23 protein-coding genes are annotated in these 26,286 nt (G+C 71.8%); 13 read left to right on the forward strand and 10 right to left on the reverse strand.

The window, feature by feature from the left end; all coding sequences use genetic code 11:
* Positions 1-11: 11 nt before the first annotated feature.
* From E3O41_RS00520 to E3O41_RS00540, 5 genes are all read left to right on the forward strand, one after another.
* Complete coding sequence (locus E3O41_RS00520) at positions 12-758, forward strand: type I restriction-modification enzyme R subunit C-terminal domain-containing protein (RefSeq protein WP_135011768.1); 747 nt, start codon at positions 12-14, stop codon at positions 756-758.
* A gap of 67 nt (positions 759-825) precedes the next feature.
* Positions 826-2,112, forward strand: a complete 1,287-nt coding sequence (locus E3O41_RS00525; RefSeq protein WP_067028414.1) for an adenylosuccinate synthase — start codon at positions 826-828, stop codon at positions 2,110-2,112.
* 47 nt (positions 2,113-2,159) lie between these two features.
* On the forward strand, positions 2,160-3,521 hold the full coding sequence (locus E3O41_RS00530; protein WP_067028412.1) for a lactonase family protein: 1,362 nt from the start codon (positions 2,160-2,162) through the stop codon (positions 3,519-3,521).
* Positions 3,522-3,562: 41 nt separating this feature from the next.
* The gene (locus E3O41_RS00535; RefSeq protein WP_135011770.1) at positions 3,563-3,877 is read left to right on the forward strand and encodes a chorismate mutase; all 315 of its coding nucleotides are present in this window, start codon (positions 3,563-3,565) and stop codon (positions 3,875-3,877) included.
* A 30-nt stretch (positions 3,878-3,907) separates the two neighbouring features.
* Positions 3,908-5,089: a bifunctional 2-methylcitrate synthase/citrate synthase gene (locus tag E3O41_RS00540; RefSeq protein WP_067028408.1), complete on the forward strand. Its 1,182-nt coding sequence runs from the start codon at positions 3,908-3,910 to the stop codon at positions 5,087-5,089.
* A 106-nt stretch (positions 5,090-5,195) separates the two neighbouring features.
* Here the strand turns inward: E3O41_RS00540 and E3O41_RS00545 are convergent, their stop codons facing one another.
* The 3 genes from E3O41_RS00545 to E3O41_RS00555 are packed head-to-tail and all read right to left on the reverse strand — an operon-like array spanning position 5,196 to position 7,234.
* On the reverse strand, positions 5,196-5,918 hold the full coding sequence (locus tag E3O41_RS00545; RefSeq protein WP_067028406.1) for a hypothetical protein: 723 nt from the start codon (positions 5,916-5,918) through the stop codon (positions 5,196-5,198).
* The gene (locus tag E3O41_RS00550; protein ID WP_135012623.1) at positions 5,915-6,850 is read right to left on the reverse strand and encodes an ABC transporter ATP-binding protein; all 936 of its coding nucleotides are present in this window, start codon (positions 6,848-6,850) and stop codon (positions 5,915-5,917) included. The genes E3O41_RS00545 and E3O41_RS00550 overlap by 4 nt, the downstream gene beginning before the upstream one ends.
* A gap of 15 nt (positions 6,851-6,865) precedes the next feature.
* Positions 6,866-7,234, reverse strand: a complete 369-nt coding sequence (locus E3O41_RS00555; RefSeq protein ID WP_067028402.1) for a GntR family transcriptional regulator — start codon at positions 7,232-7,234, stop codon at positions 6,866-6,868.
* A gap of 115 nt (positions 7,235-7,349) precedes the next feature.
* Here E3O41_RS00555 and E3O41_RS00560 point away from each other — a divergent pair, with 115 nt between their 5' ends.
* The 7 genes from E3O41_RS00560 to E3O41_RS00590 all read left to right on the forward strand — a co-directional run bounded on the left by E3O41_RS00560 (position 7,350) and on the right by E3O41_RS00590 (position 16,548).
* A complete protein-coding gene (locus tag E3O41_RS00560; RefSeq protein WP_218939250.1) occupies positions 7,350-8,738 on the forward strand; it encodes a class-II fumarase/aspartase family protein in 1,389 nt (462 codons plus the stop codon).
* Positions 8,739-8,904: 166 nt separating this feature from the next.
* Positions 8,905-9,921, forward strand: a complete 1,017-nt coding sequence (locus E3O41_RS00565) for a LacI family DNA-binding transcriptional regulator (RefSeq protein ID WP_067028400.1) — start codon at positions 8,905-8,907, stop codon at positions 9,919-9,921.
* Between the two features lie 128 nt (positions 9,922-10,049).
* A complete protein-coding gene (locus E3O41_RS00570; RefSeq protein WP_067028398.1) occupies positions 10,050-11,111 on the forward strand; it encodes an extracellular solute-binding protein in 1,062 nt (353 codons plus the stop codon).
* A 75-nt stretch (positions 11,112-11,186) separates the two neighbouring features.
* On the forward strand, positions 11,187-12,260 hold the full coding sequence (locus tag E3O41_RS00575) for an ABC transporter ATP-binding protein (protein WP_135011771.1): 1,074 nt from the start codon (positions 11,187-11,189) through the stop codon (positions 12,258-12,260).
* Complete coding sequence (locus E3O41_RS00580) at positions 12,260-14,032, forward strand: ABC transporter permease (RefSeq protein WP_083991073.1); 1,773 nt, start codon at positions 12,260-12,262, stop codon at positions 14,030-14,032. The genes E3O41_RS00575 and E3O41_RS00580 overlap by 1 nt, the downstream gene beginning before the upstream one ends.
* Positions 14,029-15,423: a lyase family protein gene (locus E3O41_RS00585; protein ID WP_135011773.1), complete on the forward strand. Its 1,395-nt coding sequence runs from the start codon at positions 14,029-14,031 to the stop codon at positions 15,421-15,423. The genes E3O41_RS00580 and E3O41_RS00585 overlap by 4 nt, the downstream gene beginning before the upstream one ends.
* A 96-nt stretch (positions 15,424-15,519) precedes the next feature.
* Entirely contained in the window at positions 15,520-16,548 is a 1,029-nt protein-coding gene (locus tag E3O41_RS00590) for an ATP-grasp domain-containing protein (RefSeq protein WP_067028394.1), read from the forward strand.
* Between the two features lie 194 nt (positions 16,549-16,742).
* On the opposite strand, the gene E3O41_RS00595 is transcribed toward E3O41_RS00590, so the two are convergent.
* From E3O41_RS00595 to E3O41_RS00615, 5 genes are all read right to left on the reverse strand, one after another.
* Positions 16,743-17,222, reverse strand: a complete 480-nt coding sequence (locus tag E3O41_RS00595; RefSeq protein WP_420845473.1) for an ASCH domain-containing protein — start codon at positions 17,220-17,222, stop codon at positions 16,743-16,745.
* Positions 17,223-17,263: 41 nt separating this feature from the next.
* Positions 17,264-19,258: a beta-galactosidase gene (locus E3O41_RS00600; protein WP_135011775.1), complete on the reverse strand. Its 1,995-nt coding sequence runs from the start codon at positions 19,256-19,258 to the stop codon at positions 17,264-17,266.
* Positions 19,259-19,329: 71 nt separating this feature from the next.
* Positions 19,330-20,646 (reverse strand): ABC transporter substrate-binding protein, encoded by a 1,317-nt coding sequence (locus E3O41_RS00605; RefSeq protein WP_067028390.1) that lies wholly within the window; start codon positions 20,644-20,646, stop codon positions 19,330-19,332.
* 33 nt (positions 20,647-20,679) lie between these two features.
* Positions 20,680-21,591, reverse strand: coding sequence for a carbohydrate ABC transporter permease (locus tag E3O41_RS00610; RefSeq protein ID WP_067028388.1), 912 nt, complete (start codon positions 21,589-21,591; stop codon positions 20,680-20,682).
* Between the two features lie 2 nt (positions 21,592-21,593).
* Positions 21,594-22,532, reverse strand: coding sequence for a carbohydrate ABC transporter permease (locus E3O41_RS00615; RefSeq protein ID WP_135011777.1), 939 nt, complete (start codon positions 22,530-22,532; stop codon positions 21,594-21,596).
* Between the two features lie 105 nt (positions 22,533-22,637).
* Between E3O41_RS00615 and E3O41_RS00620 the strand changes: the two genes are divergently transcribed.
* Positions 22,638-23,696, forward strand: coding sequence for a LacI family DNA-binding transcriptional regulator (locus E3O41_RS00620; RefSeq protein WP_067028384.1), 1,059 nt, complete (start codon positions 22,638-22,640; stop codon positions 23,694-23,696).
* Positions 23,697-23,922: 226 nt separating this feature from the next.
* On the opposite strand, the gene galK is transcribed toward E3O41_RS00620, so the two are convergent.
* Both galK and galT read right to left on the reverse strand, forming a co-directional pair.
* Positions 23,923-25,119 carry a galactokinase gene (gene galK, locus E3O41_RS00625; protein WP_067028382.1) on the reverse strand — a complete coding sequence of 399 codons (1,197 nt, stop codon included), beginning with the start codon at positions 25,117-25,119 and terminating at the stop codon, positions 23,923-23,925.
* Entirely contained in the window at positions 25,116-26,216 is a 1,101-nt protein-coding gene (gene galT, locus E3O41_RS00630) for a galactose-1-phosphate uridylyltransferase (protein WP_083991075.1), read from the reverse strand. Before galT ends, galK begins: the two co-directional genes overlap by 4 nt.
* Between the last annotated feature and the right edge of the window lie 70 nt (positions 26,217-26,286).

A 26,286-nucleotide genomic window follows, 5' to 3' on the forward strand; every position in this document is an offset into this window, starting at 1 on the left:
CCGCGCGTCGCATGCGCGACAACGTGCAGCAGGTGGCGAGGCTGCTGCTCGAGAAGCTCGCGGTCCCCCAGGTCGCGGACCAGGCAGAGCTTCTCGAGGCGCTCACGAGCGACGAATGGTGGGAGGGCGTCACGCTGGCGATGCTCGAGCACGCGCGACGCGCGATCCGAGGCCTCGTGCAGTTCCTCGACAGGAAGAAGCGCAAGGTCGTGGTCGTGGACTGGGCAGACGATCTGGGCGAGCGGCGCGGCGTCGACCTCCCGATCGTCGCCGTCGGGGTCGACCAGGCTCGCTTCCGCGAGAAGGTCACGGCATACATCCGCGCGCACCGCGATCACCTCGCTATCCAGAGACTGCGCCGCAATCTGCCGCTGACCGAGACGGACCTCGGCGAACTCGAGCGCATCCTCATCGAGCAGGGGGAGGGCACGCCGGAGGCTCTCGCCAGGGTGACGGGCGATCGAGGACTCGGCATCTTCGTCCGCTCGCTGGTCGGTCTCGACCGCTCGGCGGCCGAAGCCGCGTTCTCCGCCCGACTGGCATTCGGCGGCCTGACCTCGGGTCAGATGGAGTTCCTGCGCATGGTGGTGGACGAGCTCACCAGCAGAGGCGAGATGGACCCGAGGCGCCTCTTCGACAGCCCCTACACGGATCGCGAGTCCACGCGCATCGACGTCGTCTTCCCTGACGAGGAACACCAGCGGATTGTCGTGGACGTTCTCCGCGAGATCGAGGCGTCCGCCACGCCCGCCGCCTGACGCGGGCGGGCGCGTCAGGGGCGCTCGGTAGGATCGACGGGTAACGCACCCGATCAGAGGGGGAACCGTGCCGGGCATCGTCATCGTGGGCGTCCAGTGGGGAGACGAGGGCAAGGGCAAGGCGACCGACCTGCTCGGCGATCGCACCGACTGGGTCGTCAAGTTCAACGGCGGCAACAACGCCGGCCACACCGTCGTCATCGGCGACGAGAAGTACGCCCTGCACCTGCTGCCCTCAGGCATCCTCTCGCCGGGCGTGAACGCGGTCATCGGCAACGGCGTGGTCATCGACCTCGAGGTGCTCTTCGCGGAGCTCGACGCGCTGTCGGCCCGCGGCGTCGACATCTCGAAGCTCAAGGTGAGCGCCAGCGCGCACCTCATCACGCACTACCACCGCACGCTCGACAAGGTCACCGAGCGCTTCCTCGGCAAGAAGCAGATCGGCACGACCGGCCGCGGCATCGGGCCCGCGTACGCCGACAAGATCAGCCGCGTCGGCATCCGGGTGCAGGACCTCTTCGACGAGTCGATCCTGCGCCAGAAGGTGGAGGGCGCGCTCGACCAGAAGAACCACCTGCTCGTGAAGGTCTTCAACCGCCGCGCGATCACGGTCGACGAGATCGTCGACGACCTGCTGTCGTACGCCGAGCGGCTGCGCCCCATGGTGGCCGACACGGGCTACCTGCTCGACGAGGCCCTCAAGCGCGGCGAGGTCGTGGTGTTCGAGGGCGGCCAGGCCACCATGCTCGACGTCGACCATGGCACGTACCCGTACGTGACGTCGTCGTCGGCCACGGCCGGCGGCGCCGCGACGGGATCGGGGGTGGGCCCGAACCGGCTCGACCGGATCGTCGGCATCGTCAAGGCCTACACGACGCGCGTGGGCGCCGGTCCCTTCCCGACCGAGCTGTTCGACGAGCAGGGCGACTGGCTGCGCGCGAAGGGCTTCGAGTTCGGCACCACGACGGGCCGCCCGCGCCGCGTGGGCTGGTACGACGCGCCCATCACGCGCTACGCGACCCGGATCAACGGCATCACCGACCTGGTGATGACCAAGCTCGACGTGCTCACCGGGCTCGAGCAGATCCCCGTCTGCGTGGCGTACGACGTGGACGGCGAGATCTTCGACGAGGTGCCGGTCAACCAGTCCGACTTCCACCACGCCAAGCCCGTGCTGCAGCACTTCCCGGGCTGGAGCGAGGACATCTCGGGCTGCCGCACCTTCGAGGAGCTGCCGCAGACGGCCCAGGACTACGTGCTCGCGCTCGAGGCGATGAGCGGCACGCGCATCTCGGTGATCGGCGTCGGCCCCTCGCGCGACGCCGTCATCGTGCGCCACGACCTCGTGGACTGAGCAGCCGCCGGGTCGAGACCACGCCCGCGGCGGGGCAGGATGGGCGCATGAGGTTCTTCATCGGCGGGCGCGGATCGGACATGGGCGGCGAGGGCGTCGGGATCGGCGTGGTGACCGCGGGCGAGGCCGACTCGCCGCTCGCGTCGGGCGCGCTGGCGCACCGCGGCGACGCCGTCGAGGCCCTCTCGCCCACGTGGCTCACCCGCCACCCCTCGGCGCCGGTGGTGTACGCGGCGCTCGAGGGCGAGCAGCGGGTAGCGGCCTTCCGGCGCACGGGCGAGGCGACGCTGGAGCCGATCGGATCGGTGGAGGCCGGCGAGGCGGTCTGCCACGTCGCCGTTGCGCCCGACGGCTCGCGGCTCGTCGCCTCGTGCTGGGGCGACGGCCGCGTGGTGCACGTGCCTCTCGCGCGCGACGGCCGCCTCGGCGAGCCCGCCCTCGCCCCCGCGGCGCGCGATCCGTACCGCCCCGCCGATCCGGTCTCGTCGGTCCCGGGGGACGACGCCGCCGATCCCGTCGCGGCGGGCGAGGACCCGGCGGACATCGCCGCGCGGCTGCTGCGGCAGGCCTCGGGCGAGGACGAGCCCTCGCTGCCCGACTGGTCGGGCGCCGTCGACCTGGGCGCGCTCGTGTCGGGCGGCGGCGATCCGTCGCGCATCGCGGCGATGCTGGCCGGCACCGACGACGGCTCCGACCCGGCGGCCGAGCTGCGGGCGCTGCTCGGCGGCAGGACCGGCCCCTTCGATGATCCGGCCGTGCGGGGGCTCCTCGCCGCGCGCGCCGGCACGGCGCCCGACGCCCCGGACCCGTCCGAGCCGCGCCCCTCGCGCGCCCACGCGGCGCTGTTCCTGCCGGACGGGCGCATCGCGACCACCGACCTCGGATACGACCTCGTGCGCTTCTGGCGGGTCGGGCCGCGCGGCCTCGTACCCGACCACGAGGTCGTGCTGCCCTTCGGCTCCGGGCCGCGTCACATGGTGCTGCACCCGAGCGGCTTCCTGCACGTGGTCACCGAGCTCTCGTGCGAGGTGTTCGTGCTCGCGCAGGGCCCCGACGGGCGCTGGAGCCTGCGCGCCGGAGCGCAGACCGGCGCCGCCGAGGGCGACGCGGCCGCGGAGCTCGCCGCCTCGCGCGACGGCCGGTACCTGTACGCGGGCCTGCGCGGCAGCGACACGATCTCGGTGCTGCGCGTGGGCGGTGACGGCGATCGGCTCGAGCGGGTCGCGCTCGCCGAGTCGGGGATCGTCAAGCCGCGGCACCACGTGCTCGTGCGCGACACCCTGCTGGTCGCGGGACAGGGATCGGACGAGATCGTGTCGCTTCCCGTCGACGAGCGCACCGGCTTCCCGGGCCGGGTCCGCCAGCGCCTGGCCTACCCCGCGCCGACCTGCCTCCTGCCCGTCGCCTGATCCGAGGCCGGAGACCGGCCCGACGTCGGTACGCTCGGAGCATGACGGCTGCCGGTGAGGACCCCCGCGAGACCCTGCTGCGCCTGCGCGCCAGCATCGACAACATCGACGCGGCGCTGATCTATCTGCTGGCCGAGCGGTTCCGCGCCACGCAGCAGGTGGGCCACCTCAAGGCCGCGCACAACATGCCCGCGTCCGACCCGGGCCGCGAGGAGCGCCAGGTCGCGCGCCTGCGCGAGCTCGCCGAGGCCGCGCACCTCGACCCGGAGTTCGCGGAGAAGTGGTTCAAGTTCGTGGTGGCCGAGGTCATCCGCCACCACGTCGCCGCGGGCGCCGAGGAGAACGAGCGGCCGTAGGCTCGACGCCGTACCGAGCAAGGGAGCAGCATGACGGACGACATCAAGAAGGGGCTCGCGGGGGTCGTCGTCGACCACACCGCGATCTCGAAGGTCAACCCCGAGACGAACAGCCTGCTGTACCGCGGCTACCCGGTGCAGGAGCTGGCGGCGACGCAGCCGTTCGAGGCCGTGGCGCACCTGCTGTGGCACGGCGAGCTGCCGACCGACGAGGAGCTGGCCGCCTTCCGCGCCGCCGAGCGGCAGCACCGCGCGCTGACCCCCGAGGTCCGTGCGGTGATCGATCTGCTGCCGCTCGAGGCGCACCCGATGGACGAGGTGCGCACGGCCGTCAGCGTGATCGGCGCCGGCGACACCGCCGGGGCGTCCGCCCTGAAGGCCGTGGGCACGCCGGAGGAGAACCTCGAGCGCAGCAAGCGCCTGTTCGCGATGCAGCCGGCGATCGTCGCCTACGGGCAGCGCCGGCGCCGCGGCCAGGAGCTGATCGAGCCCCGCGACGACCTCGACTATGCCGCGAACTTCCTCTGGATGACGTTCGGCGAGGAGGCCCACCCGACCGTCGTCGACGCGTTCAACCGCTCGATGATCCTGTACGGCGAGCACTCGTTCAACGCCTCGACCTTCACCGCCCGCGTCATCACCTCGACGCTGAGCGATCTGTACTCCGCCGTCGTCGGCGCGATCGGCGCCCTCAAGGGCCCGCTCCACGGCGGCGCCAACGAGGCCGTGCTCGACATCTTCGACGAGATCGGCGAGGCGTCGAACGTGGTCCCGTGGCTCGAGAGGGCGCTCGCCGAGAAGCGCAAAATCATGGGCTTCGGCCACCGCGTGTACAAGCGCGGCGACTCGCGCGTTCCCACGATGCAGGCCGCGCTCGAGAGCCTCGCGGAGCACTACGACCGGCCCGACGTGCTCGAGCTGTATCGCACCCTCGAGCGCGAATTCGTCGAGCGCAAGGGCATCTACCCCAACCTCGACTACCCGTCGGGCCCGGCCTACAGCCTGATGGGCTTCGACACGCTCACGTTCACGCCGCTGTTCATCGCCGCCCGCATCACGGGCTGGACCGCGCACGTCATGGAGCAGCAGGCGTCCAATGCGCTGATCCGCCCCCTCGCCGCCTATAACGGCCCCGACGAGCGGCACATCGAGGGCTACGTGCCCACCGAGGCCGAGCTCGAGGCGCTGCAGCGCGAGGCCGAGTCGGCCTGAGCCGCGCGCACACGCACAGATCTCGCGACATCTCCCAGGATCCGGTCGGATTCCTGTGACGAAGCGCGAGATCTGTGCGTGAAGGCGCGCCCGCCGGCGCAACGCGCTAGACCGTGGCCTTGCGCAGTGTGAGGTAGGCGCCGACGGCGATCACGGCGGTGAGCGCCAGCCCGTAGAGCGTGAACGCGAGCGGGCCGAGGCCGGCGAAGAACTCGATGATCGGCGGCCACGATCCGGTGCGCGTGATGATGAAGATGGCGATCACCAGCGCCAGCGCGAGGGCCGTCATCACGATGCTCAGCACGAGGGTGCCGAACCGCTTGTAGAGCGTCGCGATCCAGAACCCGATCACGAACAGGAACAGCGTGATCGTGAAGTACGACAGCCACGCCGACGCCCATCCGGGCTCGAACAGCCACGGCAGGTAGGCGAACATGCCGTTCATCCCGTAGCCTCCGGTCGCCTGTTCGATGAGCGCGAGCACGAGGAACAGCGACGCCATCAGGGCAGAGCCGATCGCACCGAACATCACCGTGCCGACGAAGAACTCCCGGCGCGTGACGCTCATCGCCTGCGAGAACGGGAACGACAGGGTCATCGCCTGGATCCCCAGCGCGGCGAAGTACCACAGCGGCGCGTTCGCGGCGCCCGTCGGCTTCACCCCGTCCCCGGGGATCATCGCGAAGATGAACAGGCAGATCACGAGCGTCCCGGCCAGGATCAGCAGGGGCACCCAGATCAGCGACTGGGAGTTGATCAGCTGCAGGCGCACGACGTTGAGCGTGCGGCTTCGGGTCCCGCTGCGGGCGGGCGCGGCGACGGCGGTCATCGCAGGGCTCCTTCGGTCTCGGTGGGGATCTCGTTCAGGTCGCCGGAGGGGGATGCCGATCCGGATCCCCGCTGCGTCATCCGGACGATTAGCTGCTGCAGCGGCACGGGGGCGAGGTCGAGGCCCGCCTCGCGGACCTCCTGCTTCTCGGTCGGCGAGAGCTGCCCGAGGAAGGTGACCGAGGCGACGCGTCCGAGCGCGTCGCGGTGCAGCACCTCGCGACCGCGGATGAAGCCCTCGACGAGCGACGCCTCGCCGACGATGTTCGTCGCCTGATCGCGCGCGTCGTCGACCGACTGATCCATCAGGATCCGCCCGTCGTCGATCACGAGCACCCGCTCGATGAGGTTGGAGATCTCGTCGATGAGGTGGCTGGAGAGGATGACCGTGCGCGGGTGCTCCGCGTAGTCCTGCAGCAGGCGGTCGTAGAAGATCTGCCGGGCGACGGCGTCCAGGCCGAGGTACGGCTCGTCGAAGAAGGTGATCTCGGCGCGCGAGGCGAGCCCGATGATCACGCCGACGGCGGAGAGCTGGCCGCGCGAGAGCTTCTTCACGACGGTCTTCATCGGAAGCTGGAACTCGTCGACGAGCTCGTCCGCGAGGGCCTGATCCCAGTTGGGGAAGAACAGCCGGGCCGAGGCCAGCGCGGTCTTCGCGTTCGCCTCGTCCGGATACTTCTGGCTCTCGCGCACGAAGCACATCCGGCTCAGCACGCGGGCGTTCTCGTAGGGGTTCTCTCCGAACACCGCCACCGAGCCGCTCGTGGGGAAGTTCTGTGCCGTGAGGATCGACATCGCCGTCGTCTTCCCGGCGCCGTTGCGGCCGAGGAAGCCGTAGATCGTGTTGCGCTCGATCCGGAAGCTCACGTTGTCGAGCGCGAGCTTGTCCTTGTACCGCTTGGTGAGGTTGTGCACCTCGATGACGGGATCCATCATGGTCCTTCCGTGTCAGGGGGTGGTCTGGGCTGCGTGCTCGCGGATGAGCGCGCGGACGTCGTCGGGGGAGAGGCCGATGCGGTGGGCCTCGGTGAGCAGGGGGCGGACGAATCCGTCCGCGAACGCGGCGCGGCGCTCGGCCAGGAGCAGGTCGCGGGCGCCGGGCGCGACGAACATGCCGATGCCGCGGCGCTTGTAGAGCACGCCCTTCTCGACGAGCATGTTCATTCCCTTCGCGGCCGTGGCCGGGTTGATGCGGTGGAAGGCGGCGAGCTCGTTGGTCGACGGGGCCTGGGACTCCTCGGCGAGGGTGCCGTCCACGATCTCGTCCTCCACCCGCTCGGCGATCTGGAGGAAGAGGGGCTTGCCGTCATCGATCAACGCGACTCCCGGTGGTCTATCGGTTACTTACTCGACTAACTAACCATCGAACCGGGCGGGTGTCAACCGCCTCCGTGATGAATCGATCCGTCACGACGGGAGTAACCTCGGGAACGTGTCCAGAATCCCGTCGATCTCCGATGTCGCCGGCGAGGCCAGCAGATTCACGGACTACAGCGTTCCCGATGCGGGGATCCGAGCGATCTACACGCAGGAGAGCATCTGGCAGGCCTGGCTCGACGTCGAGGTCGCGCTCGCGCAGGCCGAGGCGGAGCTCGGCATCGTGCCGGCCGACGCGGCGCGGCGCATCACCGAGGTCGCCAGGCTCGAGAATCTCGACCTCGACCGCGTCGTCGCCGACATGCGCATCCAGGGCCACCCCCTCATGCCGCTCATCGAGGAGCTCGTGCGGGTGGCGGGCGATCACGCCGGCGGCTGGGTGCACTGGGGCGCCACGACCCAGAACATCACCCAGTCCGGCAACGCGATCCTCATCAAGCGGGCCCACCGGATCATCAACCAGCTCGTGCTCGACTGCCTCGGGGCGATGGCCGACCTCGCCGAGCGCTCCGCGACGATGATCATGCCGGGCCGCACCCACGGCCAGCACGCCGTGCCGATCACCTTCGGCGTGAAGGTGGCCACGTGGATCGACGACTTCCTGCGCGGCCACGATCGCATCCGCCGCGGCGTGCAGCCGTGCCTGCGCGTGATGACGGCCGGCGCCGTCGGCACCTACGCCTCGCTCGGCGCGCTGGGCCCCAAGGTGCAGCAGCGCGTGGCCGAGAAGCTGCGCCTCGAGCCGATGCCCGTGCCCTCGCGCGCGCTACTGTCGCCGCAGTCGGCCTACATCACCGATCTCGCGCTGCTCGCCTCGTGCGCCGGGCGCATCGCGATCGAGATCGAGACGGGCATGCAGACGGAGTTCGGCGAGGTGTCGGAGCCGGTGCCCGAGGGATCGGTCGGCAGCTCGACCATGCCGCACAAGCGCAACCCCAAGCTGTGCGCCGATGTGCTCGACCTCTCCGCGCAGGTGCGGGGCCTCGCGCCCGAGGCCATGGGCGCGATCGTGCACCCGCACGAGGCCGACGGCGGCGCCACCGCGAAGCTCGAGGCGATCATGGCGGCCGCCCTCATCGCGATGGGCGACATGCTCATGCGCCTGAAGATCGTGCTCGAGGGCCTGGAGCTCTTCCCCGACCGCATGAAGCGCAACCTCGAGCTCAGCGGCAACATGATCGGCTCCGAGGCCGTGATGCTGGCCCTCGGCGAGGAGATCGGGCGCGACGAGGCGCACCGCATCGTCTACGAGATCGCGATGCAGGCGATCAAGACCGAGGAGGACGACTTCGAGGAGCTCCTCATCGACGACGAGCGCGTCGCCGGCGCGCTCTCGGCGCCGCAGATCCGCGAGTTGCTCGATCCCACCAAGCACGTCGGCCTCTCGCCGGAGATCGCCCGGCAGGCCGCGTGGCGGGCCCGCGAGGCCGTCGCCGGTCGCTGACCCGGGGCGTGCGAGCGCAGCGCCCGCATGCGCCGAGACAGCACGCCTGCGCCGAAACAGCAGGTGGTGCACGCTGTCTCGGCGCGAACATGCAGTCTCGGCGAGAAGGGACCACCGCAGACCGATCCGAACATGCGAGCGCGCCGCGACCGCCTACGCTGAGCGCGTGGGCAAGAAGCGAGTGACGCTGCGCGACGTGGCGCAGGCGGCGGGGGTGTCGCGCACGACGGCGTCCAACGTGATCGCCGAGACCGGCCGCGTCTCGGACGAGACGCGCGAGCGGGTGCGGGCGGTCATGGCCGAGCTCGGCTACGTGTACCACCAGGCGGCCGGGTCGCTGCGGCGCCAGTCATCGCGCAGCGTGGGCGTGGTGGTCACGAACATCCATCGCCCCCACTACGGCGAGATGCTCGTCGGGCTGGAGTCCACCTTCACCGACGCCGGCTACACGCTGCTGATGGTCTCGACCATGGACCGCGTCGACCGGCAGCGCCGGGCGCTCGAGACGCTGCGCGAACACGACGTCGCGGGCGTGGCGATCATCCCGGCCACGGGGAGCGATGCGGGGCTCATCGACGAGCTGCGGGCGTGGGGCGTGCCGAGCGCGTTCGTGAGCCGCCACGTGCTCGGCGCCGAGCACCCGTACATCGGCGTCGACAACGCGCGCGGCGCGTACCTCGCGGCCCGGCACCTGCTCGACCACGGCTGCCGGCGGATCGCCTACATCGGCAGCGTCGACGGCGTCTCGTCGCGCGTGGAGCGGATCGAGGGCGCCCGACGCGCGATCGCCGACAGCGGGCTGGACGTCGCGTTCGCCGAGGTCGAGGGCGAGCCGACGGCCGAGGGCGGTCAGGTGGCGGCACTGCGGCTGCTGGCCGAGGACGAGCTGCCCGACGGCGTGATCTGCCACGGCGATCTCGTGGCGCTGGGCTTCGGGCGCGCGCTGCAGGACGCCGGCCTCGACGGCCGCGTGCGCGTGATCGGCTACGACGGCCTCGGGCAGACGGCGTTCTGGGCGCCGGCGCTGACGACCGTCGACCAGCACGCCGGCGAGCTCGGCGCCCAGGCGGCGCGCGCGCTCATCGAGGCGATCGAGCGCGGCGGCCCCGTGGCGTCGCACCTGCTCGAGCCGCGCCTGATCGTGCGGGAGTCGTGCGGCGCGCACCCCGTGTCCGGATCGTGACTGGTGGATCGATCCAGCAGCCGGTAGGGTCACGTGGTGGATCGATCCATCATGGGGTCGACGACACCGCAGGACCCAGGATCGACGACCGATCCGCACTCACCTCGCGCCAAAGGGGGCACCAGGACATGAACCGCAAGATCCTTGCTGCGACGGCAACGACCGTCGCCCTCGGGCTCGCTCTCACCGGCTGCGGGCTGCAGCCCGCCGGCGGCGGCGACGCCCCGAGCGGCGACAGCTCGGCCGAGCCGAAGGGCACCGTCACCATCTACTCGCCGCGCCCGGCGGCGATCACCGACGAGATCATCCCGATGTTCGAGGAGGCCTCCGGCTACGACGTGCAGCTGGTCACGCTCGGTGCCGCCGAGGTCGCCGACCGCGTGCGCGCCGAGGCGAGCAACCCGCAGGCCGACGTGTGGTGGGGCGGCACGCCCTCGCTGTTCACCCCGGCCGCCAACGAGGACCTCATCGAGCCGTGGGGCGAGCCCGTGCTCGAGGCCGTGAAGGACGAGTACCAGTTCGACGACGACAAGTGGGTGGCCGAGATGCTGCAGCTGCAGCTGATCGCCTACAACACCGAGATGATGGACGAGGCCGACGCGCCCCACGACTGGGACGACCTGATCGACCCGACGTACAAGGATCAGATCATCATCCGCGACGTCGCCGCTTCGGGCACGATGCGCGCCATCTACGCGGCCATGATCGCCCGGTTCTACGAGGAGGACGGCTCGCCCGACCGCGGCTACGAGTGGCTCAAGGCGCTCGATGCCAACACCAAGGCGTACGCGGCCAACCCCGAGGACCTGTACCTGCGCCTGGAGCGCCAGGAGGCTCCGATCACCCTCTGGAACCACCAGGACATCATGGCCCAGGCCGCCCAGGGTGCCGCGTTCGACATCATCGAGCCGGAATCGGGATCGCCGATCAACACCGACGGCATCGCGAAGATCGCCGGCGGCCCGAACCCGGAGGGCGCCGAGGCGTTCGCGGAGTTCATCTTCAGCCAGGAGACGCAGGAGTGGCTGATCAACAACGCGTTCCAGATCCCCACGGTCGACGTCGAGTCGGAGCCCGAGTGGCTCTCGGAGCTCACCCGCAACGAGCTCGAGTACGACAAGGCGCTCGTGGCCGAGCACGAGACCGAGTGGATCGAGTACTGGGCCGAGAACATCAAGGACCAGGGCTGATCCGATGATCCCCGCCCCGGCCGGAGCGATCCGGCCGGGGCACCCTTTCCCGAGCATCCAGAGACGAGGCAGCACGTGATCCCGATCCACCTCGACGGCGTCAGCAAGACCTACGGCGAGCAGGCCGGGGCGCGCCCGACCGTCACCGTCGACATCACCGTGGAGGCGGGCGAGTTCTTCACGCTCCTGGGCCCGTCGGGCTGCGGCAAGTCGACGCTGCTGCGCATGATCGCGGGGTTCGTGGCACCCACCGCCGGGGCGATCCGCTTCGGCGACAAGGACGTCACCCGCACGCCCGCCCACAAGCGCGGCATCGGCATGGTGTTCCAGAACTACGCGCTGTTCCCGCACATGACCGTCGCCGACAACGTGGCGTACGGCCTGCGGCTGCGCAACGTGGCCAAGGCCGAGCGCACCGCCAAGGTCGACAAGGCGCTCGAGCGCGTGGGGCTGGCCGGCTACGGCAAGCGGCGCATCGACCAGCTCTCCGGCGGCCAGCAGCAGCGGGTCGCGCTCGCCCGCGCCATCGTGATCGAGCCCGAGGTGCTGCTGCTCGACGAGCCGCTGTCGAACCTCGACGCCAAGCTGCGCGAAGAGACGCGCATGCAGATCCGCGAGGTGCAGAAGGCCGCCGCCACCACGGCCATCTACGTCACGCACGACCAGTCCGAGGCGATGGCCATGAGCGACCGGATCGCCGTGCTCGCCGACGGCCGCGCGCACCAGGTCGACACGCCCCGCAAGATCTACGCCGAGCCCGCCACGGCGTTCGTGGCCCGCTTCATCGGCCGCAGCAACGTGGTGCCGGCCACCGTCGTCTCCGCCGAGGCCGACACCGCCACGGTGCGGATCGCCGACAGCGACGTGATCGTGCGCCGCCACCCCGACGTGCCCGTCGGGCCGGGGCAGGCGGTGGAGATCTCGCTGCGGCCCGAGGCGCTGCGCGTGGTGGGCGAGGCCGAGGCCACGCTGCACGGCGTCGTGTCGACGCTGGAGTTCCTCGGTTCCACGGCGATGCTCGACGTCGACCTGGCCGGCTCCACCGTGGCCGTCTCGACGCCCGACATCGACGTGGCGCAGGGCTCGCGCATCGGGCTCGCCGTCGATCCGCGGGCCGGCTGGCTCATCCCCGAATCGGCGGACGTCTGATGAGCGGCACCGTGCAGACCGAGACCGAGGTCGTCGCGCTCGAGCACGTCGGCCCGGCCCGCCGCGGCCGCAAGCGCCTGACCCCGGGCGAGCGCTTTATCGTGTTCCTCGCGCTGCCGATCTTCGCCGTCGTGCTGTTCTTCGTCGTGCTGCCCATGCTGCAGACGGCCGTCAACAGCACCGGCGGCGCGGGCTTCCTCGACAACTACGCGTCGTTCCTGTCTGGCTCGACCAGCCGATCGCTGTGGACCTCGGTGTGGATCTCGCTGGCCACCGTCGCGATCTGCGCCGTCGTGGGCACGGCACTGGCCGTGCTGCTGACGCGCTTCGACTTCCCCGGGCGCCGCCTGCTCGACGTCATCTCGGTGCTGCCGCTCGCGCTGCCGTCGCTGATCGGCGCGCTGGCCTTCACGCTGCTTTACAACGAGACGGGCATCTTCCCGCGGGCGCTCGAGCAGCTCACGGGCATCGACGCCGGCGTCGTGTCGGTCACGGGCGTGAGCGGCGTGCTGCTCGTGCACGTGCTCACGATGTACCCGTACTTCTACCTCTCGGTCTCGGCCGGCCTGGCGGGCATGGACACCTCGCTCGAGGAGGCCGCCGCGGGGCTCGGGGCGCCGAAGTGGAAGGTGTGGCTCACGGTCGTGCTGCCGATGCTGACTCCGGCGATGGTGGCCGGCGCGCTGCTGACGTTCATGACGTCGATGGCCTCGTTCACCGCGCCGCAGCTGTACGGCGTCTCCATGCTCACCAACCGGATCGTCGAGACCCGCGTGAGCGGCAACTACGAGCTGGCGTCGGCGCAGGCCACGGTGCTCGCCGTCGTCTCGATCGTCTTCCTCTTCCTGATGCGCTGGTACCAGGGCCGCCAGACCTACCGCAGCCTGTCGAAGGGCATCCAGCGGGGCCGCACCAAGACCAGGGGCTGGCGATCCGTGCTGGCGGGGCTCGTGAGCCTCGTGCTCGCGGCCGTGCTCGTCGCGCCCGTGGCGGTGATCATCCTCGTGTCGTTCTCGAAGAACCGCACGTGGACCACGCAGGTGCTGCCGCCCGAGTACACGCTCGAGAACTACCTGTCGATCTTCACCGACCCGGATGCCTTCCTGCCGATCAACGTGTCGCTGCAGATGGCGTTCTTCGCGACGATCGCGGCGGTGGTCATCGGCGGGGCCGCGGCGTGGATCATCTCGCGCTGGCCGCTGCGGCGCGGCAAGGGCGTGCTCGACGCCATGGTGATGCTGCCGTGGGCCCTGCCCGGCACGGTCATCGGCGTGAACATCGCCACGGCGTTCGCCTCGCCGACGCCCACGAACTTCGGGCTCGTGCTCATCGGCACGCTGTTCATCCTCCCGGTGGCGTACTTCGTGCGGTACATCCCGCTCGTCTTCCGCGAGACGACCGCATCGATCGACACGATCGATCCGTCGGTCGACGAGGCGGCGCAGTCGCTCGGCGCCTCGCCGCTGCGCTCGATCGTGACGGTCATCATGCCGCTCGTGTGGAAGGGCCTGCTGGCGGGTGCGCTGCTGGCGTTCATCGACGGCGTCGGGGAGTACGTGGCCTCGGCGGTGGTGTACCCCGCCGGGTTCCCGCCGATGTCGATCGAGATCTACAACCGCATCTACTCGAGCGACTTCGGCTCGGCGGCGGCGTACGGCTCGCTGCAGATCGCGATCATCTTCGTCGTGCTGCTCGTCATGAACCTGCTCGAGCGCGGGCCGAAGGGCGACGACTCGACGCCGGTCGTCGCCGCGGCCGCCGGGGTGCGATGAGCGCGCTGGAGGCGCCGCTCGACCGCACGATCGCCGAGATCGTCGGGGAGACCGCGCGGTTCACCGATCACCGCGTGCCCGACGCCGGCATCCGCGCGCTGTTCTCGGAGCGCAGCGTGTGGCAGGCGCGGCTCGATGTCGAGGCCGCGCTCGCGCGCGCGGAGGCGCGCCTCGGGATCATCCCGGAGGCCGCCGCCGCGCGGATCGCGGCGTGCGCGCGGGTCGAGGCGCTCGACGCCGATCGCATCGCCGCCGCCACCCGCGTGCAGGCGCACGCCCTCGTGCCGCTCGTGGAGGAGCTCACCCGCGTGGTGGGCGGGGACGCCGCCGGCTGGGTGCACTGGGGCGCGACGACGCAGAACATCATGCAGACGGGCATGGCGCTGCTCATCCGCGACGCGCACGCGATCGTCGTCGCGCTGATACGCGACTGCCTGCGTGCCCTGGCCGATCTCGCCGATCGCTCGGCCGAGATGATCATGCCCGGCCGCACCCACGGCCAGCACGCCGTGCCGATCACGTTCGGCCTCAAGGCCGCCACCTGGATCGACGACCTGCTGCGCGCGCTGGACCGGCTGGACCGCGGCGTCGAGCCCTGCCTGCGCGTGATGATGGGCGGCGCCGTGGGCAGCTTCGCCTCGCTCGGCGATCGCGGCCCCGAGGTGCAGGCCCTCGTGGCCGAGGACCTCGGGCTGGGCGCGATGCCGATCCCGTCGCGCGCCGTGCTCTCGCCGCAGTCCGGGTACGTGGTCGACCTGGCGCTGCTCGCGGCCGTCTGCGCGCGCGTGGCGGTGGAGGTCGAGACCCTCATGGGCACGGAGTTCGGCGAGGTGTCGGAGCCCGTGCCGCCGGGCTCGGTGGGCAGCTCCACCATGCCGCACAAGCGCAACCCCAAGCTCGCGCCCGACATGATCGAGCTCTCCGCGCAGATCCGCGCCCTCGCGCCCGAGGCGGTGCAGGCCCTCATCCACCCGCACGAGGCCGACAGCGGCGCCACGGCCGCGCTCGACGGCGCGATCGAGGAGGCGCTCGTGAAGACGGGCGACCTGCTCGTGCGGCTGCGCATCGTGGTCACGGGCCTGGAGCTCTTCCCGGCCCGCATGCGCCGCAACCTGCAGCTGAGCGGATCAATGCTGGGCTCCGAGTCGGTGATGCTGGCCCTGGGCGAGCGGATCGGACGCGAGGAGGCGCACCGCATCGTCTACGAGCACGCCATGCGCGCCGCGACCGAGGGCCTGCCGTTCCAGGAGCTGCTCGTGGCCGATCCGCGCGTGACCGGGCACCTCGGCGCCGAGCGGGTGGCGGCGCTGCTGGATCCCTCGGCCCACATCGGCCTCTCGCCGCGGCTGGCGCGCGAGGCGGCCGAGCGGGCCCGGGCCGCCGCGGGCTGAACGTCCATCGGCTTGCGCGACCACCGCAACCCCCTTCGCGTCACGCGGCGTCATCCCCGCGCCGCACCCAGCCGCGGGCTTGAGAGGATGGACGGCATGAACGCGATCCGACCCGATGCCGCCGCCGCGCGCGCCGTCTACGTGCTGCACGACAACCCGGAGTGGATCCCGCCGCTGCGCGAGGCCTTCGACGAGCTGGGCGTGCCGCTGGTGGAGTGGGTGCTGGAGGACGGATCGATCGATCTGACGGGCGTTCCGCCGCAGGGCGTGTTCTGGTCGCGGCTGTCGGCCTCGAGCCACACGCGCGAGCGGGCCCACGCCAAGGAGTACGCGCGCGCGGTGCTGCGCTGGCTCGAGGCGCACGGACGCCGCACGGTGAACGGCTCGTCGGTCGTGGAGATCGAGGTGTCGAAGGTGGTGCAGTACGCGCTGCTGCGCGCGGCCGGGTTCACGGTGCCGCAGACGATCGCGGTGTTCGGCCGCGCCGACCTCAAGGCCCGCGCGCGCGAGCTCGCCGTGCCGTTCATCACGAAGCACAACCAGGGCGGCAAGGGCCTCGGCGTGCGCAAGTTCGCCGACTACGACGAGTTCGACCGCTACGTCGACTCGGCGGAGTTCGAGGAGGCCTCGGACGGCATCACCCTGCTGCAGGAGTTCGTCGAATCGGCGGATCAGTCGATCACCCGCGCCGAGTTCGCGGGCGGGAAGTTCGTCTACGCGGTGCGGGTCGACACGTCGGCCGGGTCGTTCGAGCTGTGCCCGGCAGACGCCTGCCAGGTGGACTTCTCGGCGCTCGCCGTGTGCGCGGTGCCCGGAGCCGAGACCACCGAGGACGCCCAGGCCGCCGCCGACGCGGGGACCGCGCCGTTCCGCGAGCGCTTCGACATCGACGCCGACGATCCGCTCATCGTGCAGCTGGAGGCCTTCCTCGCGGCCCACCGGATCGAGATCGCCGGGGTCGAGTTCATCGAGAAGGCCGACGGCACCCGCGTGGTCTACGACGTCAACACGAACACGAACTACAACAGCGACGTCGAGGCGCTCACGAAGCGCTCCGCCCGCCTCGCGCTCGCCCGCTTCCTGGGCGCCGAGCTGGAGAAGGTGGCCGAGCCCGCGCTCGCCTGACCCGCGCGGGCGGCGGTCGCGGCGCCGTACCGCCGCCGTCCGGCGGAGGATCCGCGCCGTGCGGAGGAGATCCGCGCTGCGGCGGTGGGAATCCTCCCGGCTTGGCCGCCGGAGCGCGGATGTCCGCTCGGGCGCGCGAAGGCTCCGACCGGCCGCTGGGCGCAGCGGGCCAGGCGTGGATCTCCCCGCAGGGCCTAGGCGGGGTAGATGAGGCGGAAGCGCTCGCAGACCACGGGCATCCGCGCGTCGAAGCCGCGATCGTGGCTCGCGTGCTCGGTGAAGAAGCGCTCGTGGATGGCGCGCCACGAGGCCAGGCTGCGATCGTCCTCGCCCTCGGCGAAGGCGTGCTCGGCGGTCACCTCGTCGAACGGCACGGTCTCGACGGCGACGGTCTGGATCACGGCACGCGGGGCGCCCGACCCGTCCAGGATCACGTCGTACTCGCCGACGCGCGTCACCTCCTCGCCCTCGGCCTCGTAGTCCCACAGCGAGCCGGACGTGCCGGTCTTCACGCCGGCGAGCACGAGCGCGAGCAGGCCGTCGGCGTGCTCGGGCGTGGCGCCGAAGCCCCACACGCGATCGGCGGCGGGCGGATCGGCGGGCAGCTCGGGCGCGGCGGCGCGCGCCTCGCGCCAGAAGCGGTCGACGGTCTCGGCGGAGGGGGTGGGGATCACCCGATCGAGTCTGTCACGACCGGGCGATCCGCCCCCGCGCCTCAGCCGACGACGGCGACGCCGCGCGGCGGCAGGTCGGGGCCGCCCACGAGGTACTCGCCCTCGATGCCGTCCAGGCGCACCGCGTCGTCGGTGCGGTTGATGAGGAAGCGGATGCGGCGATCGCCCGCCCGCCGCACGGCGAGCTCGACGGTGCCGCGCAGCGGCTCGGGCAGCTCCGACGCCACGCCGGCCCGCTCGAGCAGCGTCGGCAGCACCGCGCCGAGGCCGTCGGCACCGAGCCGCGTCGAGACGTAGGCGGCCGCGCCGGCGCCGACCGGGCGCCACGTGACCGCCGGACCGCCGGCCAGGTCGTCGTCGGTGTAGGCGGCCAGCACCTCCACGTCGTCGGCCACGAGATCGACCGGCTCGCTCCACAGGTCGCCGCGCACGCCGATCGACAGGCCGATCGTCTCGCCGTCCCACAGCGGCCGGAACTCCTCCACGCGGATGCCGAGCAGCTCGCGGAACGCGCCGGGGTAGCCGCCGAGCCAGACGCGGTCGTCCTCGTCGACGATGCCCGAGAAGTACGTCGCGACGAGGTGGCCGCCGCCGCGCACGTAGTCCTCGAGGCGGGCGCGCAGCCCCTGCGGCACCGCGTAGAGCACGGGCGCGATCACGAGGCGGTAGCCCGACAGGTCCGCGTCGGTGGGCAGCACGTCGGCGCGGACCCCGGCGTTCAGCAGCGCCGTCCACCAGTCCAGGGCCTCGCGGCGGTAGCGCAGCCGGTCGGTGGGGTGCGAGTCCAGCTCGCTGGCCCACCACGAGTCCCAGTCGAACAGGATCGCGACGGGCGAGCGATCGCGGTCCGATCCCGCCACCGGGTCGAGCCGCCGCAGCAGGCCGCCGAGGCGCTCGACCTCGCGGTAGACCCGGGTGTCCTCGCCGCCGTGGGGGACCATCGACGAGTGGTACTTCTCGGCGCCGGCCGCGGACTGGCGCCACTGGAAGTAGCAGACGGCGTCGGCGCCGTGGGCGACGTGGGTGAGCGAGTCGCGCACGAGCTCGTTCGTGCGCTTGGGCCGGTTGATGGGCTGCCAGTTCACCGCGCTCGTGGAGTGCTCCATGAGGAACCACGGGCGGTGGCGGGCCACGCCGCTGGTGAGCGCCGCCGAGAACGCCAGCTCATCGCGCCCCTCGGTGACGTAGTGGTCGTTCGAGACGAAATCGATCTCGTGGGCCCAGTCGGCGTAGTCCGCGTGGCGGGTCTCGCCCATGATCATGAAGTTCGTCGTCACGGGGATGTCGGGGGTGATCCGGTTCAGGATCTCGCGCTCGGCGATCAGGTGGTCCTTGAGCGCGTCGGACGAGAACCGCGCGAAGTCCAGCTGCTGCGTCGGGTTGGGGAACGCGTAGGAGCGGCGCGGGGGCCGGATCTCGTCGAAGGATCCGTACCGCTGCGACCAGAACGCCGTGCCCCACGCGTGGTTGAGCCGGTCGATGGTGCCGTAGCGCGCCTGGAGCCAGGCGCGGAAGGCGCGCGCGGCGTCGTCGGAGTAGTCGTAGGCGTTGTGGCAGCCGAGCTCGTTGCTCACGTGCCACGCCACGATGCCGGGGTGATCGGCGTAGCGCTCCGCGAGCTTCTCGACGAGCGCGAGCGCGTGGCGGCGGAACACCGGCGAGGTGGGGCGCCAGTGCTGGCGGCCGCCCGGCCAGACGGTGGCCCCGTCGGCCGTCTGCGGCAGCACCTCGGGGTGCGCGGTGGTCAGCCACGGCGGGGGAGAGGCGGTGGCGGTGGCGAGATCCACGCCGATGCCGTTGGCGTGCAGCAGGTCGATGACCTCGTCGAGCCAGGCGAAGTCCCACCGATCCTCGGCCGGCTGCAGCGCGGCCCACGAGAAGATCGCCACCGAGACGACGTCGACCCCGGCCTGCTTCATGAGGCGGATGTCCTCGTCCCACACCTCCCGCGGCCACTGCTCCGGGTTGTAGTCGGCGCCGTAGGAGATGCGTCGGGGGGTGCCGTGCGGGGTGCGCAGCCAGCGGTGGTTCTGCATGCGGGAGGGACGTCCTTCGAGTCGTGAGGGGGAAGCGGGGGCGGGATCGGTCGACCCCGCCCCCACGGGGATCATTCGACGGTGAAGCCCTGCTCGGTGCCGTAGTCCTCGAGCGTGGACTGCCAGGCGGCCAGGCCGTCGGCGATCGTCGTCCCGCCCAGGAACGCCTGGCCGACCGAGTCGCCGAACACCGTGTTGGCGTAGACCTGGAACGGCAGGTACTGCCAGCCCTCGACCACCGCGGCCGACGACTCCGAGAACACCTGGTTGGCCTGCTGGCCGCCGAAGTACTCGAACTCCTCGCTCAGGAACTCCTCCGACTCGAGGTCGGCGACGGTGGCCGGGAAGGCGCCGCCGTCGAGGCGGGTCTGCACGCCGTCGCCGGCGTTGGCGTACTCGATGAACTCGTAGGCAAGCTCCTTGTTCTCGGCGTCGGCGGGGATCGCCAGCGAGCTGCCGCCGTTCTCCGACGAGGTCACCTCGCCCTCCTCCCACTGCGGCATGGGGGCCACGCGCCAGGCGCCGGCGCCGTCGGGGGCGCTGCCCTCGAGGTTGGCGGGCATCCACGCACCGATCGGCAGGGTCGCGATCGTGCCGTCGGACAGGCCGGCGAACCACTCGTCCGACCAGCCGGCGATCGGCGAGACGAGGCCCTCGTCGAGCATCGTCTGCCACACCTCGGCGTAGCGCTGGGCGCCCTCGTCGCCCGTGAGGTCGAAGCCGACCGTGGTCTCGTCGACCGTCCACGGGGTGCCGCCGGCCTGCCACATGATCGACGCGGCCAGGCCGGCGTCGCCCGAGTCGTTGGTGATGTAGACGTCCGGGTTGGCGGCGTGCAGGTCGCGCGCGGCCTGCAGGTACTCGTCCCAGGTGGTCGGCACCTCGATGCCGTACTGGTCGAACACCTCCTTGTTGTAGAACAGCGCCATGGGGCCGGAGTCCATCGGCAGGCCGATGATCTGGTCGCCCGAGGTCACCGACGACCACGGGCCGGGGGCGTAGGTGCCCTCGTACTCGTCGGCGCCGTACTCGGTGAGGTCCTGCAGCGCGCCCTGCAGCGCGTACTGCGGCAGCGCGTAGTACTCGACCTGGGCGACGTCGGGCAGGCCGGTGCCGGCCGTGATCGCGTTGGACAGTGCCGTGTACGAGTCGATGCCGGTGCCGACGTTGACGAGGTCGACGGTGACCCCGGGGTTCTCGGCCTCGAAGTCGGCGACGACCTGCTCGAGCGTGGGCTCCCACGCCCAGACCGTGATCGTGCCGCCCTCCTCCAGGGCGTCGTCGGTGTCGGTGGCGCCGGCCGAGCAGGCGGCGAGGGAGAGCGAGGCCACGCCGGCGACGGCGGTGCCGATGAGGACGCGGCGCGTCCGTGGGGTGATCCGGGTCATGCGATTCTCACTTCTTTGTGTGGGTGGTGGGGGTCATTCCTTGACGGATCCGGCCGCGAGGCCGGACTGCCAGTACCGCTGCAGGAAGAGGAAGGCGATGATCAGCGGCACGATCGTGAGCAGCGATCCGGTCAGCACGAGATCGAAGATCGCGGTGCCGCCGGCCGTCGCCGCCTGCGCGTTCCACTGGTTCAGGCCGATGATGAGCGGGTACCAGTCGGGGTCGCGCAGCATGATGAGGGGCAGGAAGTAGTTGTTCCATGTGGCGACCATCGTGAACAGCAGCACGGTGACCATGCCGGGCGCGAGCAGCCGCAGCGCCACCTGCCAGAAGATGCGGAACTCGCCGGCGCCGTCGATCCGCGCCGCCTCCATCAGCTCGGTCGGCACGGCCTCGCTCGCGAACGTCCACATCAGGTAGAGGCCGAAGGGCGAGATGAGCGAGGGGATGATCACCGACCAGGGCGTGTTGGTGAGGCCCATCGAGCTGAACATGAGGAACGTCGGCACCGCCAGCGCCGTGCCGGGCACCGCGACGGCGCCGATGACGACGGCGAACACCGCGCGCTTGCCCGCGAACTCGTACTTGGCCAGTGCGTAGCCGCCGAGCACGGCCAGCAGCGTGGCCCCGCCCGCGCCCACCACGACGTAGAGCAGCGTGTTGCCGAACCAGCGCAGGAAGATGCCGTCGTCGTAGGTCAGGGCGCGCGCGATGTTGTCGAACAGCGCGAACTCGTCGCCGAACCAGAGGCCGAAGGTCGAGAACAGATCGCTCTGGGTCTTGGAGGCGTTGATGAACAGCCAGATCAGCGGGATCAGCGAGTACACCAGCACGATCGCGGTGAGCACGGTGAGCGTGACGCTGCGGCGCGGGCGGTCGGTGGTGCCCAGGCGACGGCGGCGCGTGACCGACGGGGCGACGGTGAGCAGGCGGGTGGTCGTCATGATCAGTCGGCCCTCCGCATGCCGCGCAGCTGCACGACGTAGGCGATGACCATCGTGATCACGCCCATGATGATCGCCACGGTCGCCGAGTAGTTGAGCTGCTGGCCGGCGAACGCGAGGTTGTAGGCGTACAGGTTGGGCGTGAACGACGTCGTGATCGCGTTGGGCGCGAGCGACTGCATGATGCTCGGCTCGTTGAACAGCTGGAAGCTGCCGATGATCGAGAAGATCGTGGCGACGACGAGGGATCCGCGGATGGCCGGCAGCTTGATGGCCCGGATGATGCGGAACTGGCTGGCCCCGTCGATCGCGGCGGCCTCGTACAGCGAGGTGGGGATCACGCGCAGCGCCGAGTAGAAGATGAGCATGTTGTAGCCCAGGAACTCCCAGGTCACGATGTTGCCGATCGAGGCGAGCACCAGGCTCGGCGACAGCAGATCGGGCAGCTGGATGCCGAGCAGGTCGTTGAGGTTGCCGACGAGGCCGAAGCGGGTGCCGTACATGAACCCCCACATGAGGGCCGCGACCACGGCGGGCACCGCGTAGGGCAGGAAGATCGACAGGCGGAAGAACCCGGTGCCGTACAGGCGGCCGCTGTCGAGCGCGAGGGCCACGAGCAGCGACAGGAACAGCATGATCGGCACCTGGATGAGCAGGAACAGGGCCACCCGCACCACGCCGGCCCAGAACGCGCCGTCGCCGAAGGCCGCGACGTAGTTCTCGAGGCCCACGAAGGCGTTGCCGCCCACGAGCTGGTTGCGGAACAGGCTCAGCCAGAGCGCGTAGACGATCGGCGCGATGAACACGAGGGCGAACACGACCGCGAAGGGCGCCAGGAAGGCCCAGCCGGTCCAGCGGCCGCCCGCGGCCCGCGCGCTCGAGGCGCGCCGCCCGGGCCGTGCCGGCCGGGGGATCGCGATCGGTGGTGACGTCGTCGTCATCGCTGCAGCTCGCCTCCTTGCGTGGATGCCGCGGATGTTTACGCAAACATCACCACATTTCCGGAGCCGCCGCAACCTCCCGCGACGCGGTACGGTGATGCCACCATGACTGAGAACCGCCCGGCGTCGCGCGAGAGCCGCCGCGTCTCGATGGCCGACGTCGCCGCGCGCGCGGGGGTCTCGATGCAGACCGTCTCGCGCGTCGCCAACGGCACGGCGGCCGTCGTCCCCGCGACGCGGCAGCGCGTGATCCGGGCGATGAACGAGCTGGGCTACCGGCCCAACAGTGCGGCGCGCGCGCTCAAGCTGGGCTCGTTCCGCACGCTCGGCGTGCTCTCGCACACCCTGTCTACGCTCGGCGACGTCCGCACGATCGAGGCGATCGCGCTGTCGGCCGCCGCCGAGGGCTACGCGACGACGCTCATTCCCGTGCACGCCACGAGCCAGGCCGGCGTGGACCGGGTGTTCTCGCGGCTGCAGGAGCTCACGGTCGACGCGCTCATCCTCAACATGGAGGCGCCGATGCTCGCGCACGCGGCCGAAATGCTGCCGCCCGGGGTGCCCGTCGTGTACATGGATCCCGACGTGGCCGAGGCGCAGGTGATCGTCGACACGGATCAGGCCGGCGGCGGCCGCCTGGCGACCGAGCACCTGCTCGGGCTCGGGCACCGCACCGTGCACCACCTCGCCGGCCCCGAGACCTCCCGCCCGGCCGCGCGCCGCATCGAGGGGTGGCGCGCCGCGCTGCGCGACGCCGGCCGCGAGATCCCGCCGCTCGTGCGGGGCGACTGGAGCGTGGAGTCGGGCTATCTCGCCGGGCGGGAGCTGGCCCGCGACCCCGGGTGCACGGCCGTGTTCTGCGCGAACGACCAGATGGCCCTGGGCCTATACCGCGCCCTCGCCGAGGCGGGACGCCGCGTGCCGCACGACGTGAGCGTGGTCGGCTTCGACGACACCGCCGACGGCCGCGGCTACGCCCCGCCGCTGACCTCGGTGCACCAGGACTTCGCCGACGTCGGCCACCGGTGCGTGGCCTCCGCGCTCGAGCTGGTGCGATCGGGGCCGCCGCCGGAGCCGCGCATCACGATCGTGCCCACGCAGCTCGTCGTGCGCGAGAGCACCGGCCCCGCTCCCGCCGAGACCTCGCGCCCCGCGCCGGCCTGAGGGCCGGCGGCCCGCCACGCGGGCGCGCTCGGTCGGACGTCCTGCCGCAGGGGCGCGCTCGGTCGGACGTGCTGCGCGCTGCGGAGGAGATCCGCGCCGCGGCGGCCGGATTCCGCGCGAGTCGGCCGCCGGAGCGCGGATCTCCTCCCCGAGGCGCGAAAGCTCCGACCGGGGGCCGCGCCACGTCGGACGAACCGCGGGGGTCCGGGCCTCCGGCGGGAGCGGGTCAGAGGTCGCGGCCCGCGCCGGCCGACGGGGTGACGGGGAAGATCCGCGGCTCGGCGAACCCGGCGGCGGCGAACGCCTCGGTCACCGCCGCGGTGACGCGATCCTGCGCGGCGGACTCGACGAGCGCGATCGCCGCGCCGCCGAAGCCGCCGCCGGTCATCCGCGCGCCGATCGCCCCCGCCGACATCGCGGCGTCCACCGCGGTGTCGAGCTCGGGGACCGAGATCTCGAAGTCGTCGCGCATCGAGGCGTGCGAGGCCAACAGCAGCTCGCCGATCGCGCGCGGGCCGCGCTCGCGCAGCGTGCGCACGGTGTCGAGCACCCGCTGGTTCTCGGTCACAATGTGCCGCACGCGGCGGAAGGTGACCTCGTCCATCACGGTGCGGGCGCGGTCGAGGTCGGCCACGGCGACGTCGCGCAGGGCGGGCACGCCGAGCAGGGCCGCGCCGCGCTCGCAGGCCTCGCGCCGGTCGCGGTATCCGCCCGTGGAGTGGGCGTGCTGCACCTGGGTGTCGATGACGAGCAGGGCCAGGTCCTCGGCGGCGAGCCCGAGCTCCACGGTCTCGTGCTCGAGCGATCGGCAGTCGAGGAACGTGGCCGCGTCGGCCCGGCCGAGCATCGACGAGACCTGGTCCATGATGCCGGTCGGGGCGCCGACCGCCTCGTTCTCGGCCGTGCGCCCGATCCGGGCGAGCTGGATGCCCTCGAGGCCCAGCTGCCACAGCTCGTCGAGCGCGAACGCCGTGGCGCCCTCGATCGCCGCCGACGACGACAGCCCTGCCCCGACGGGCACGTCGGAGGCGAAGGCGATGTCGAGGCCGAGCACCGTGTGCGGGGCGCGGCCCGAGGCCTCGAGCGCCGCCCACGCGACGCCGAGCGGGTACGCGGCCCACTCGGGCACGTCGCCGCGGCGCACGGCCGCGCCGGGCTCGCCCGCGAAGGTGTCGGCCAGGCGCGCGATCGGCAGCTCGACCGGGTCGGGGTCGAAGGTCGACGCCACACGGATCGCGTCGTCGGCCCGCGGCGACACGGCCGCGTAGGTGCGCCGATCGATCGCGAAGGGCAGCACGTAGCCCTCGTTGTAGTCGGTGTGCTCGCCGATGAGGTTGGCGCGGCCCGCCGACGACCACACCCCGGCGAGGGGCGCGTCGGTCAGCGACGCGAGCAGGCCGCGGGCGTCGTCCAGCGCGGTCACGCGATCTCCCCCACCTCGGCCACGGCGGCGCGCAGCCGCTCGGCGGCCTGCTCGGGCGGCACGTCGCCGATCCACGCGCCCATGGCGGCCTCGGAGCCGGCCAGGTACTTGAGCTTGTCGGCCGCGCGGCGCGGCGAGGTCAGCTGCAGGTGCAGGCGGGCGCCGTCGCGCCCGACGTGCACGGGGGCCTGGTGCCAGGCGGCGATGTACGGGGTCGGGCTGGGGTAGAGCCGGTCGACGCCCCGCAGCAGCCGCAGGTACACTCGCGCGAGCTCGTCGCGCTCGGCCGCGGTCAGCTCGGCGAAGTCGGCGGCGTGGCGGCGCGGCGCGAGGTGGACCTCGATTGGCCACCGCGCGGCGAACGGCACGTAGGCGAGCCAGTGCTCGGCCTCGAGCACCACGCGCGGACCGGCCTGCTCGAAGTCGAGGATGCGCGCGAACAGGTCGGTGCCCTCGCGCTCGAGCGCCTGCAGGAGCAGCCGCGTGCGCGGGGTCACGTACGGGTAGGCGTAGATCTGGCCGTGCGGGTGGTGCAGCGTGACGCCGATCGCCTCGCCACGGTTCTCGAACGGGAACACCTGCTGCACGCCCGGCAGCGCCGACAGCACGCTGGTGCGATCGGCCCACGCCTCGATCACCGTGCGGGCGCGGGCCACGGTCTGCGTGCCGAAGGACCCCTCCCGTTCGGGGCTGAAGCACACGACCTCGCAGCGGCCCACCGAGGTGAAGGTGCGGCCCAGGCCCGGTGCGTCGAGGTCGCCGGGTGGGTTCTCGCCCGCGGGGGCGTCGCCGATCGCCTCGGCCAGCGCGGGGCCGAACGAGGGCGAGCGGTTCTCGAACACCACGACGTCGTACCGGTCGGGGACCTCCGAGGGGTTGGTCGGGGTCTGCGGCGCCAGCGGATCCAGGTCGGCCGGGGGCAGGTGCGCGCGGTTCTGGCGCGCGGCGGCGACCGAGATCCAGTCGCCCGTCAGCACGTCGCGCCGCATCGTCGCGGTCGCCGGCCGGGGATCGAGGGTGCGCTCGTCGACGCGGCGCTCGTCGGAGAGCGTGGTGCCCGCGTCGTCGTAGTAGATCAGCTCGCGGCCGTCGGGCATCCGCGTGGGGCGCTTGACGACGCCGGCGCCGAGCGGGATGGGGGCGGGGATCACGACGCTGGGAGTCACG

The organism is Microbacterium sediminis, assembly GCF_004564075.1.
In the GTDB taxonomy this organism is placed as follows: domain Bacteria; phylum Actinomycetota; class Actinomycetes; order Actinomycetales; family Microbacteriaceae; genus Microbacterium; species Microbacterium sediminis.

Excerpts from the sequence above, each read along its gene's own strand:
- E3O41_RS00520 (WP_135011768.1), top strand. The coding sequence starts at position 12 with ATGCGCGACAACGTGCAGCAGGTGGCGAGGCTGCTGCTCGAGAAGCTC.
- E3O41_RS00530 (WP_067028412.1), top strand. The coding sequence starts at position 2,160 with ATGAGGTTCTTCATCGGCGGGCGCGGATCGGACATGGGCGGCGAGGGC.
- E3O41_RS00535 (WP_135011770.1), top strand. The coding sequence starts at position 3,563 with ATGACGGCTGCCGGTGAGGACCCCCGCGAGACCCTGCTGCGCCTGCGC.
- E3O41_RS00540 (WP_067028408.1), top strand. The coding sequence starts at position 3,908 with ATGACGGACGACATCAAGAAGGGGCTCGCGGGGGTCGTCGTCGACCAC.
- E3O41_RS00545 (WP_067028406.1), bottom strand. The coding sequence starts at position 5,918 with ATGACCGCCGTCGCCGCGCCCGCCCGCAGCGGGACCCGAAGCCGCACG.
- E3O41_RS00550 (WP_135012623.1), bottom strand. The coding sequence starts at position 6,850 with ATGGATCCCGTCATCGAGGTGCACAACCTCACCAAGCGGTACAAGGAC.
- E3O41_RS00570 (WP_067028398.1), top strand. The coding sequence starts at position 10,050 with ATGAACCGCAAGATCCTTGCTGCGACGGCAACGACCGTCGCCCTCGGG.
- E3O41_RS00580 (WP_083991073.1), top strand. The coding sequence starts at position 12,260 with ATGAGCGGCACCGTGCAGACCGAGACCGAGGTCGTCGCGCTCGAGCAC.
- E3O41_RS00585 (WP_135011773.1), top strand. The coding sequence starts at position 14,029 with ATGAGCGCGCTGGAGGCGCCGCTCGACCGCACGATCGCCGAGATCGTC.
- E3O41_RS00590 (WP_067028394.1), top strand. The coding sequence starts at position 15,520 with ATGAACGCGATCCGACCCGATGCCGCCGCCGCGCGCGCCGTCTACGTG.
- E3O41_RS00600 (WP_135011775.1), bottom strand. The coding sequence starts at position 19,258 with ATGCAGAACCACCGCTGGCTGCGCACCCCGCACGGCACCCCCCGACGC.
- E3O41_RS00605 (WP_067028390.1), bottom strand. The coding sequence starts at position 20,646 with ATGACCCGGATCACCCCACGGACGCGCCGCGTCCTCATCGGCACCGCC.
- E3O41_RS00610 (WP_067028388.1), bottom strand. The coding sequence starts at position 21,591 with ATGACGACCACCCGCCTGCTCACCGTCGCCCCGTCGGTCACGCGCCGC.
- E3O41_RS00615 (WP_135011777.1), bottom strand. The coding sequence starts at position 22,532 with ATGACGACGACGTCACCACCGATCGCGATCCCCCGGCCGGCACGGCCC.
- E3O41_RS00620 (WP_067028384.1), top strand. The coding sequence starts at position 22,638 with ATGACTGAGAACCGCCCGGCGTCGCGCGAGAGCCGCCGCGTCTCGATG.
- galT (WP_083991075.1), bottom strand. The coding sequence starts at position 26,216 with ATGCCCGACGGCCGCGAGCTGATCTACTACGACGACGCGGGCACCACG.